The organism is Mailhella massiliensis, assembly GCF_020741395.1.
GTDB lineage: Bacteria > Desulfobacterota > Desulfovibrionia > Desulfovibrionales > Desulfovibrionaceae > Mailhella > Mailhella massiliensis_A.
The window spans coordinates 1-11,082 of record NZ_DYZA01000166.1 but is presented as its reverse complement, the minus strand read 5'-3'; the positions used below and the strand labels follow the sequence as shown (position 1 = coordinate 11,082).

The following is an 11,082-nucleotide window of genomic DNA, read 5'->3' as shown; positions in this document are numbered from 1 at the left end:
GGTAAATGAGGTTCCAATAAGGCCCATGCAGCATCTGAAATGTCATGGCGGCGTTGAGGATTCGTCATAAGCACATCCTTGTAGAATTGATGCGCTTCTTATAACTCAAATCTCGTGTAAACACTATCTAGTATCCGGCCTGATAGGTGACGAGAGATACCGAGTCGAGGGGGAGAAGTACGGCGGCGGAGACACTGAATCCGAGGGGCAGGGCCAGAAGCGCGGGATTGATGCCCATGGCCGAGGCTATGGCCGCCACAGGGGGAAGGATGACGCCCACGATGGGGGTGTTCACGGGAATGACCAGATGAATGAGGATGGTGAACAGGGAAACCAGGGCTATGACTGCCACGAGAGGCAGTGAGCTCATGCCGCTCAGGAAAGTGTCGGCTATCCATGTGGCTGCACCGCTCTGCCAGAGGGAGACGCCGAGGGAGTTGGCAGAGCCTACGAGGAAGAGAATGTCCCAGCCTATCTTGTGCCTGTCCTGTTCCCAGCTGATGAGGGAGACTCCGGGCAGGGCGAAGAGCATGCTGCCGAGCACCGCCGCCGCGGGGAGGGAAAGCCCGTGCAGGCCTGTGGTGCACCACAGAGTGAGGTTGACGGCCAGGAGGACGATATAGAGTTTTTCCTGCCTGCCGAGGGGGCCGAGACATTCATAGTCCGCGCACAGCTCATCCATGCCCGCAAGTTCGGTAAGTTCGGGCGGATAGATCTTCATGACGGCCCACCATGCCACGGGGATGAGAAGCAGCGCCATGGGCAGGCCGATAGCCGACCATTGGAAGAAGGATATCTGGACGCCTGCGGTGGAAGAGAGCATGTTCATGGTCAGGATGTTGGTGCCGCTTCCCGCCGGAGTGCCCACACCGCCTATGAGGCAGGCGAGGGGAAGCCCGAGCATGACGGCCTTGCCGAAAGAGCCTTTTCCGGGCACACAGCCGTTCTGCTCCAGAAGAAACAGGGCCACGGGAAACATCATGGCCACTACGGGCACATCGGCCAGAATGGTGGAAAGCGCCCCGCTCATCATCATGAGCAGAAAAAGAAGTCTGCCCGGCCTGCCTTTGGACTTCATGCTCGTCCAGAGCACGATGCGCCGGGTGAGTCCGGAGTTCTGGAAGGCCACCACGATGCAGAACATGGCAAAGCAGAAGAATACCGGCGGAATGGCGAAATTGCGCAGGGCGTCGTCCATGGGTGCCGTTCCCAGCACCCCCTGCAGAAAGAGAAAAAGAGTACAAGACATGGCGAGCGGAAGGGCGTCGGATACCCAGATGATGATAGCCGAGATCATGAGAGCAAGGGCTTTCTTGCCTGCAAGGCCGAGGCCTTCCGGTGTGGGAAGAAGCAGCGCCGCACAGTAGACGAGCAGGGCAAGGAGGCAGCCTGCGGCCTGACGGCGGAAAAGGGGATTATTGAAGGAAGGGAGTTTCATCATGCACCTCCGGGCGGCAATGACGGATGAAGTGTCCGGCGGGGCGGAGGGCACTCCGCCCGCCGGGAGGACAGATCGGATCAGGCCAGGCTAGGCTTGGGCCCCTGCGACGTATTGCGCATCGGCATGGGGCTGGTCGGGGTAGTCGAAGTCGTCCATGTAGTAGCGGTACGGCATGACGGGATATCCTTCCCCGCCGCAGGGCACGGCCGCGCCCTCAATGTCCATACCGTTGCGTCCGCGGCTCAGACGTATCCACTCCGGAGCGCCTGCGCGCAGGGGATAGTCTTCACGGAAGTGGCCGCAGCGCGACTCCTTGCGGGCCAGGGAGGCGCGCAGGTACATTTCCGCCACGAGGGCCATGCCCTTAGCCTCCATGAGCTTCATGAGGTAGTGGGGATCCTGCGCCGTCATTTCAGGAAGATAGTTGTTTTGTATGTGTTCAAGCGCATGCAGGGCGCGGTTCAGCCCCTGCCCTGTCTTGAGCACGGAAACGTCGGCGGGAACCATGAGTTCCTGGATGGAGCGCACCACGTCCTTGGGAGGGATACCGGGGCGTCCGATGAGGGAAGTCACGGGCGCGATTTCTTCCAGCGCCTCGGAGGCATCGAAGTCGTCGTGGCGGACGTCGAGCGCTTCCTTTGCGGCGGCCTCGCCGGCAAAGCAGCCGGTGGTGCTGGTCATGCAGGTATCCCAGCCGCCCATATACACGCCGGTGTGCAGGCTGCTGGCGCGGCCTGCGGCAAAAAGCCCGGGCACGCCGGTGCGGCAGTCGAGGTCGGTCTTCATGCCGCCGAAAATGTACTGGAACTGGGGCATCCATTCCGTTTTCTGATGGAAGAAGTCGATGCCGAGAGCTTTGAGCTTTTCGGCGTTGAGCAGCATCCATCCGCCGGTGGGAGTCATGACTTCCACACCTTCTTCCGACATGGTGCTTGTGTCGAAGTAGGTGGGGCCGTTGCCTGCGCGGGTTTCCAGCACCATGCCGCGGATATTGTAGTGCGGGTCGGATTTGGCGCCGCGCAGCGGGGAATACTTCTTCATGAAGTCTTCACCCTTCCTGTTCACGAAGCGGGCGCCGTAGGGCAGCATGCCCGTCTGCCCCTCCCAGGCGAAAGCCATGGGACAGGTCCAGTTCTGGAGAAATTCCATGTTCTGGAAGGTGGCCCCGGCCTCGTAGCCGAGCAGAGCACCTTCACCTGCGGAGGTGTTGCTGAGGTAGGACATTTTGAAGCCGCCCGTGTTGGTGCAGAGAATGACGGCGCCGGCCTTGATCACGCAGGGCAGGCCGCTGCGGGTGTGGAAGCCCGCCGCACCGACCACGCGGCCGGAGCGCTTGATGAGCTTCACGATCTGAAGGTTGGAGAGGCGGCGCACGCCGCGCAGGGCGAGCTGGTCGTAGAGAGTGTTGCAGGTGTGCGGCCCGCCTTTGCCGTAGGGGTGGTACAGGTAGTAGCGCATATAGGTAAGGCCCCGCTGCACCACGGCGCGCAGTTTTCCCTTTTCGTCGCGGGCAAAGATATGGCCCCAGCGTTCCAGGTCGCGGAAGCGGTCGTAGGAGTGTTCGAGGATCTTGCGGACAAGAGGCTGGTCGCAGAGCCCGTCGTAATAGTAGACCATTTCATCGAGCAGGTCTTCCACCCTGAACTCCGGCTGCATGACGATCATGTCGCCGCCGCTCATCATGCCGAGGCCGCGCCAGTCACGGGCCGCCTTGTCCACGATGAGCACGTCCCCTGCCGTATCCGCCGCCCTGAGCGCCGCCCAGGAACCGGAAAAGCCGCCGCCGACGACAAGAACATCCGTAGTATAGATAATGGGTGTAGCCATATTAAAAACCTCCGAAATTACGTTCCAGCGTGAACGGCAGTCTTTCCTTGAAAGGATGAACGTCTATGGCGTGGGAAGGGCAGCGCAGCTCGCAGAAGAAGCAGGTCATGCAGTCGTCCCTGTAGTTGACGCGGGCCTTTGCCCCGCAGGTGAGGCAGCGCAGGGATTCATGGAGCGCGTCCACGTCGTCGAAACCGAGTCTTTTTTCTTCAAAGCCCTCCGAGGCGATTTCTTTTCTCTCCACGCGGGGGGAAAGCATGACGCCTTCTCCCGGCAGCTGTTCCGCAAGGGGCCTTTTTTCCTTCCGGTCGCTGTGCAGATGCCCGCCCGTCATGAGGCGGTCGATGGATATGGCGGCTTCCCTGCCGCCGGTGATGGCGGCAATGACGGTGGAAGGCCCGGTAACGGCGTCGCCCGCGGCGAAGATGTTCCAGTAAGAGGTGCCGAAGGTTTCGGGATCGGCCGTGATGCGTCCGCGCTGCATGTCCACGACGCCTTCAAAGGGAGCAAGGTCGGAGCTCTGGCCTATGGCGAAAATGACGGTGGCGGCTTCGAGGTTCAGCGTTTCGGCATCGTCGAACACGGGGGCGAAGCGGCCTTCGGCGTTGAACACGGAAAGGCAGCGGTGCAGCACGATGCTTTCGACGCGCCCGTTGCCTTCCACGGCCTGGGGGCCCCAGCCGGGATGCAGGATCACGCCGGCGTTGACGGCGTCGTCTATGTCGTGCTGGAAGGCGGGCATTTCTTCACGGCTTTCGAGGCAGTACAGATCCACCTGAGAGGCGCCGAGCTTGCGGGCGGTGATGGCGGCGTCCATGGCCACGGCCCCGCCGCCTATGACGACGGCCCTGCCGGAAAGGCGTCCCTGGCGGTTCCGGCGCACGGCGGAGAGAAATTCCACGCCGTAGAGCACGCCGGGCAGGTCTTCGCCGGGCACGCCGGGCTTACGGCTTTTCGTCGCCCCGGGAGCGAGAAACACGGCTTTGTAGCCGAGAGCGTACAGATCTTCCACGGAACAGTCGCAGCCGTTGCCCACGCGCGTTCCGCACTGGAATTCCACCCCAAGGGCCCTGAGTTGTTCTATCTGCGCGTCGAGCACGTCTTCGGGCAGGCGGTAGGCGGGGATGCCGTAGCGCAGCATGCCGCCCGGCGCGGGCATGGCTTCGAACACGCGCACGGGATAGCCGGCGCGGGCGAGATACCATGCGCAGGAGAGCCCGGCGGGGCCGGAGCCCACGACGGCGATGCGGTGTACATGGCGCACGGCGGGCTTTTCGGGGACGACGTGGAGCGTACGGTCGCCGAGATACTGCTCAAGGGCGTTGATGTTGACGGCTCCGTCAACCTTGCTGCGGCTGCATTCTCCTTCGCAGAGATGTGGACAGACACGCCCCGTGACGGCGGGGAAGGGATTGCGTTCCCTGAGCCTCTCTGCGGCTTCATCAATCCTGCCCATCTGCATGAGTCCGTTGTAACCCCGGATATCGGTTCCGGCGGGACAGGTCGCCATGCAGGGGGAAAGTACCGGCTGATCGGTGTCGATCCTGAATACGTCGAGTCCGCATGTTTTGAAACAAGTGCCGCATCCGGTGCACTTTTCCGTATCGATGGTGTTTATCACGGTGACCTCCTGAACGTGTTTTGCTATGGCGGGGAAGGCCTGCCGGGGAGGCAGGCTGCGGCGCATGCAGGGAGCATGGCATTTTTTCCCCTTCTTTTGGTGTTGCATATGTTACATGGGCTTTTTCATGGAGCGGACGGGCTGCCGCCGGAACATGCGCCCGGCCGTTGTACGAGGGGAAAGAAGCTCTGACGGGAAGAAGGAGGGCGTTTTTTTCCTCTTCAGCGCGCAGTAGAAGAGGTCGGCGGGCAGGACGGAAGCCGGGATCAAAGAGAGAAGCCTTTGCCCGGTGTTCGGGAATTGAGGGGCATTTTTTTTCTGCGCAACCTGCCGTTTCCCGCAACCGGCAGTTGCCGAAAAGGGGTGACAAGGGAAAATATCTTATGCTAATTATCTGAAATCATGGGGATGCACCTGATAGTTGCCGTAAAGGAAACTTCCGGTTGGTGGAGAATGATTTCCGAAGGCGTTAATTTCTGGCCGTCATTCGGCGGCCCGGCGCCACGGGGGTTCCCCGCGATTCCATAAAGAGGGTGGAAAGCTCCTTTTATGGGCGGCCTGTCAGATGACGGACCGGAAAAGTCGGCCCGCCGTTCCAACCTGGCAGTGTGCCATAAAACCACAGGAGTTCCCTATGAATAGGAAAATGTTGGCTTCGTGCGCGGCTCTTGCCCTCGTTCTCGGCTTTTCTTCCCTGGCCGAAGCCGGGTGCACCCCGGAAGAGGCCCAGCAGAAGGCCCTTGCCTTTGCGCAGGTCATTCAGGAAGAATCGCAGAAGAACCCGGAAAATTATACGAAGGTCATGCAGGAGCTTCAGCCGGAACTTCTTCAGCTTCAGCAGAAGCAGGATATCGACGCCTTGTGCGTTTTCTATGATAAGGCCATGGAACGCTTCAAGTAGCCTTCCTTTATCGTGAACAAGGCGGCCGCGCCCTTCCCCCGGGGAGTGCGGCCGCCGTATCGGCATGAACCGGTTTCGGGCGGGGAAGCACATTTTTGCCCGCCGGTATCCCGCCCGCAGGAATACGGGCGTCCATGCCTGGAAACGCTGCCAGCCCACGGAATCTTATGAGGAAAGATCTCCAGCTCTACGGAAAAATACAGGCCAGGCGCAAGGCCTTGGGAATGTCGCAGGAAGAACTCGCCCAGCGCATGGGCGTTTCCCGGCAGTCCGTCACCAAGTGGGAAACCGGCCTTTCCGCTCCCGATCTCGACCGTCTGGTGGAGCTGGCCGATACCCTGGGCGTCAGCCTTGACTATCTTCTGAGAGAGCAGGCCGACGGGCCGGAGGCTGCCGCCGTTTCCGTGGAGCAGGGGGAGGCCGCGCCTGCGGAAAGCCCGGCAGAGGAAAAAAACGAAAGGGAATCCGCTCCGCCGGCCCCTGCGAGCACGGCGGCCCGTCATATCGCGCTGGCCGCCGGGGTGCTTGTTTTTCTTATCGGTGCGGGCGGCCTTCTGACCATGTGGATTTATTCCGAGCTTTTTCCCGTCCAGCTTGTGGACGGGCGCGGCGGCGTGCATACCGGCCTCTGGGGCTATGTCCTGGCGCGGGATGTGAAGGCGCTTTTCTGGGCGGCCCTTGCGGCCATGGCCTCGGGAGCGGCGCTTCTCGGATTCACCCTGAGAAGGGGAAGGGGGTGAAAGGCCGGAGCCGGGCAGAAGGAGTGTTTTCCCTATCCGAGGTCTTGCCCGGGGAGCGGGTCTTTTTCCTCATGCCCGGAACCTGTGCCGCGGAGCCGGGAATTTTTCCGTTTTGTCCGTCCATGCTTTCCCTTGCGTGTCTTTCAGGCTGCGCATAAGGGGTGCTGAGGCCTGTTCCGCCCCTGTGAACGCCGTGCGGCGTGGAAATTGCAGGCGGGCGTACGGCTGAGGGTCATGTTTTCCCCGGAAAGGCTGACGCCCGGCATTCTTCCGCCGGACGCCCCTACACCAGATTTTCCAGCATATCCAGAATCTGTTCGCTGAGGCCTCCGCCGAACATGGGGGAGCCGAAAAGCGCTCTTCGCTGGTCGACAAGCAGTTCCCGCGGCAACATGCCCGGCGCGGAGTCGGCCAGGGTGTCGGCAAGGCGGCGGGCAAGAAGCCAGCTCCTGGCTCCCTGTGCGAAAAGGGAAAAGGCCTGCTCGAAGTCGCTTCGCCGCTCGTTCCAGAGGCGGAGGCGGCGCGCGTCCGGCGTCAGGCTGAGGGCTGTGGACAGTGCGGCGTTCAGGCTGTTGAACTGCGCCCCGGGCACGCCGGAGCGCCAGCCGAGAAGCCAGCGGTTGCGCGGGAAAAGCAGGCCCAGCTCCTTTGCCAGGCGGATAAGTGTTGCAAGGGCGTCTCGCGCGGAAAGCAGGGCGGCATCTTCCCAGAGCACGGGCAGCGCGTCGAAGTCCAGCGGGGGCAGCGCCTTCATGGAGAGTGAAGGCTCGCACCAGGAGCGCAGAACATGCAGAAGCCACGTCCCGGCATGCTCCGAACCGGGAAAGTCCGCCGGTGTTTCCAAGTGGCTGTAACTTAAAAGCCAGCTTCCCCGGCCGAAGGTCCCGGCCACGGCGCAGGGCCGCCCGTCCAGAAGCGAAGGCCGCAGCGTGACTCCGTACATGGCGTTCCATTCCGCGAGAATGTCGGCAGGCATGGAGGCGTAGGGCAGGTCGGCCACATAGAGATCCGGCCCCGGGGCGCGGTAGCGCGCAAGTACGTCCACGCCTTCGTTTTTTTCCGGTTCGTTGAAGCGGCCCGGCCACCATACGGGAAGAAGAGCAGTTTTCCCGGAAAGCCCCGGCGGCACCAGCGCGCTTTCCGAGGTCAGGGAGCAGGAAAAATGCCCTGAGACAAGGTGTTGCAGGCGGTCGGTCATGCCGTCGCGTTTCCAGGGGCAGAGTCCCAGGTTTTCGGAAAGGGCCAGGCCCGCGCCGCCGCAGAAGCCGATATAGCGTCCGCCGCCGTGCACGAAGCGCCGCACTTCTTCCATGCCCGCCGTGCCGAGGGCCTCGGCCTTGCGCCGCGCGGAACCTCCGGGCACCATGAGCATCTTGCCAGACAGACCGGACTGGGCTATGTCTAACCCTTTGAGTACACGGAAGGGAATGCCCGTCGAACGAACGGCGTGCAGCAGCAGATATCCCCAGATATGGGAAGCGTCCCAGAGTATGGCGATCATGTTTCCCTCCGTGTCTATGCATACGCATAAGCCGCCCGTTCGGCAAGGGAAGGAAGGCATGCCGGGCATGCCCGGCCGCGGAGCGCTCCGTTGCAGGCGGCCTGTTCCATGGCGACGCGCGCCCCCTCATCGAGCGGCGAATTGTTAAAACACTGGAGCCTTTCAATGCTGTCCAAAGCCTATGAACCGCAGGAAGTGGAAGCTCACTGGCGCAAACACTGGGAAGAAGCCAAGACCTTCACGCCCGACATGTCCGCCCCCGGCGACCCTTATTCCATCGTCATCCCCCCGCCCAACGTCACGGGTATTCTGCACATCGGCCACGCCCTGAACCAGACTCTTCAGGACATACTCTGCCGTCACGCCCGCCAGAAGGGCAAAAACGTCCTGTGGATCCCCGGCACCGACCATGCGGGTATCGCCACGCAGAACGTGGTGGAACGCGCCCTTGCCAAGGAAGGCAAGAAACGCCGCGACGTGGGCCGCGAAGCCTTCATCGAGCGGGTGTGGGACTGGAAGAAGCAGTATGGCGGGCAGATCCTTGAACAGATCAAGGAACTCGGCTCTTCCGTGGACTGGACGCGCGAAGCCTTCACCATGGACGACAACCTTGCCCGCGCCGTGCGCAAGGTATTCGTGCGCCTCTACGAGGAAGGGCTCATCTACAAGGGCAAGTACATCGTCAACTGGTGCCCGCGCTGCCATACCGCCCTTGCCGACGACGAAGTGGACCATATCGATTCCAAGGGTTCGCTCTGGCATGTGCGCTACGACTTTGCCGACGGTTCCGGTTCCGTGACTATCGCCACCACCCGCCCGGAAACTATTCTCGGCGACTCCGCCGTGTGCGTGCATCCCGAGGATGAGCGTTATGCCGCCCTGGTGGGCAAGAAGCTTATTGTGCCCGTGGTGAACCGTGAGGTTCCCCTCATCGCCGACCGCTATGTGGACCGCGAATTCGGCACCGGCTGCCTCAAGGTCACGCCCTGCCACGACCCCAACGACTGGAATCTCGGCCACACCCACGGCCTGGAATTCATTCAGGTCATCGACGACAACGGCAACATGTGCATGAGCGACGTGTGCGGCCGCTACGCAGGCATGAGCCGTGAAGAGTGCCGCAAGGCCATTGTGGAAGAGCTGCGCGAAAGCGGGCATCTTGTGAAGGAAGAGCCGCTTTCCCACAGCGTGGGCTGCTGCTATCGCTGCAAGACGGTCATCGAGCCCTATGTGTCCGACCAGTGGTTCGTGGCCATAAGCAAAATGGCCCCCGCCGCCCGTGCCGCCGTGCCGGACAAGATAAAGATTTATCCTGAAAGCTGGACCAAGACCTATTACAACTGGCTGGACAACATCCGCGACTGGTGCATCAGCCGTCAGATCTGGTGGGGCCACCGTATCCCTGCATGGACGTGCGCCGACTGCGGCGAGCTCATCGTGTCGGAGGAGGATCCCACGGTCTGCCCCAGGTGCGGAAGCTCGAAGCTGGAGCAGGACCCGGACGTGCTCGACACCTGGTTCTCCTCCGCCCTGTGGCCCTTCTCCACCATGGGCTGGCCCGAACAGACCGAGACGCTCAAGAAATACTATCCTACCACAGTGCTCGTCACGGCGTTTGATATCCTGTTCTTCTGGGTGGCCCGCATGATTATGATGGGCCAGCATTTCATGGGTGAGGTGCCCTTCCGCGAAGTGTACATCCACGCCTTGGTGCGCGACGCGCAGGGCCGCAAGATGTCCAAGTCCCTGGGCAACGGCATCAACCCGCAGGACATGATCCGCAAATACGGCGCGGACTCCCTGCGCTTCACCCTGGCCGCATTCGCTGCCATGGGGCGCGATATACGCATGTCGGAAGAACGCATCGAGGGCTACCGCCACTTTGTGAACAAGGTGTGGAACGCCTCGCGCTTCGCCCTCATGAACCTGCCCGAGGAGGGCGAGCCGAAGGCCGTGGATCTTGCCTCGGTGAAGGGCCTGCACCATAAGTGGATACTCACCCGCCTTGAGGAAATCAAGGTGGAAGAGGACGCGGCCCTGGAGAGCTACCGCTTCAACGACGCGGCCCAGTGCGTGTACAAGTTCCTGTGGAACGAATTCTGCGACTGGTACCTGGAACTTATCAAGGCCGACATGAAGGAAGAAGGCCCGGCGAAGGAAGAAGCCCAGTATGTGCTTTACACCGTGCTGCGCGAGATACTTCTCCTTCTGCATCCCATGATCCCCTTCGTCACCGCAGAGGTGTGGGATTCCCTGCCCGGCCATGAAGGCACGGACATAGCCACGGAACTGTATCCTGCGGCCCGTCCTCAGTGCGTGAAGAGCCGCGAATCGGATGCGATGATTTTCCTGCAGGAAGCTATCAGCGCCATACGCACCATCCGCGCGGAGCTCAACATCAAACCTTCCTATAAGCTTTCCGTGGTGCTGCGCCCGGCAAGCGACGAGCAGGCCGCCCTTCTGGAAGCCAACCGCGGTTTCTTCGAGCTGGCGAGGCTTGAGAGCCTCACCATCGACAAGAATGCCCACGCGCCCAAGGCTTCGGCCAGCAACGTAGTGCGCGGCTGCGAAGTCATCGTGCTTCTCACGGGCGCTGTGGACTTCCAGGCCGAGCTTGCCCGCCTCGACAAGGAAATCGGCAAGGTGGACAAGGATCTCGTGGCCCTCGACGCCAAGCTCTCCAATGAGAACTTCGTCAAACGTGCCCCGGCGGAACTCGTGGAATCTGAAAAGGCCCGCCAGACGGAGCTCATAGACAAGAAGGCCAAGATGCAGGCCCTTCAGATACGTTTCAAGGAAGCCATGGAAGCGTAGATGCCCTTCTGCGGAGTTTTCCGCAAAAAACGTGAATCGTGCCCCTGTTCCGATTTTTCGGAACGGGGGGCTTTTTTTATGCCTTCGCAGAAGAGGGGAACCTGCCGGAAGCGTCACGGTGCCGCGTTGGGAAAGTATTTTCATAACATACTGTATTTATTATCATATAAAATTTTTCCCTGCTCTTGGGAGGTTCAGTTTTTTCGATGGTGTTCTTTGAAAATATACGTTTGATCG

7 protein-coding genes are annotated in these 11,082 nt (G+C 61.2%); 3 read left to right on the top strand and 4 right to left on the bottom strand.

Annotated elements, in window-relative coordinates; all coding sequences use genetic code 11:
• Positions 1-127: 127 nt before the first annotated feature.
• The 3 genes from K8W16_RS08195 to K8W16_RS08185 all read right to left on the bottom strand — a co-directional run bounded on the left by K8W16_RS08195 (position 128) and on the right by K8W16_RS08185 (position 4,889).
• The gene (locus tag K8W16_RS08195; RefSeq protein WP_304122661.1) at positions 128-1,441 is read right to left on the bottom strand and encodes an SLC13 family permease; all 1,314 of its coding nucleotides are present in this window, start codon (positions 1,439-1,441) and stop codon (positions 128-130) included.
• 87 nt (positions 1,442-1,528) lie between these two features.
• Entirely contained in the window at positions 1,529-3,268 is a 1,740-nt protein-coding gene (locus tag K8W16_RS08190) for an FAD-binding protein (RefSeq protein WP_304122660.1), read from the bottom strand.
• A gap of 1 nt (position 3,269) precedes the next feature.
• Positions 3,270-4,889, bottom strand: a complete 1,620-nt coding sequence (locus K8W16_RS08185; RefSeq protein ID WP_304122659.1) for an FAD-dependent oxidoreductase — start codon at positions 4,887-4,889, stop codon at positions 3,270-3,272.
• 634 nt (positions 4,890-5,523) lie between these two features.
• Between K8W16_RS08185 and K8W16_RS08180 the strand changes: the two genes are divergently transcribed.
• Together K8W16_RS08180 and K8W16_RS08175 are read left to right on the top strand one after the other, a co-directional pair.
• Positions 5,524-5,790: a BTB/POZ domain-containing protein KCTD2 gene (locus K8W16_RS08180; RefSeq protein ID WP_304122658.1), complete on the top strand. Its 267-nt coding sequence runs from the start codon at positions 5,524-5,526 to the stop codon at positions 5,788-5,790.
• A 167-nt stretch (positions 5,791-5,957) separates the two neighbouring features.
• On the top strand, positions 5,958-6,530 hold the full coding sequence (locus K8W16_RS08175) for a helix-turn-helix domain-containing protein (RefSeq protein WP_304122657.1): 573 nt from the start codon (positions 5,958-5,960) through the stop codon (positions 6,528-6,530).
• Positions 6,531-6,813: 283 nt separating this feature from the next.
• On the opposite strand, the gene K8W16_RS08170 is transcribed toward K8W16_RS08175, so the two are convergent.
• Positions 6,814-8,031, bottom strand: coding sequence for a BPL-N domain-containing protein (locus K8W16_RS08170; RefSeq protein ID WP_304122656.1), 1,218 nt, complete (start codon positions 8,029-8,031; stop codon positions 6,814-6,816).
• Positions 8,032-8,196: 165 nt separating this feature from the next.
• Between K8W16_RS08170 and K8W16_RS08165 the strand changes: the two genes are divergently transcribed.
• Complete coding sequence (locus K8W16_RS08165; protein WP_304122655.1) at positions 8,197-10,845, top strand: valine--tRNA ligase; 2,649 nt, start codon at positions 8,197-8,199, stop codon at positions 10,843-10,845.
• The last annotated feature ends 237 nt before the right edge of the window (positions 10,846-11,082 follow it).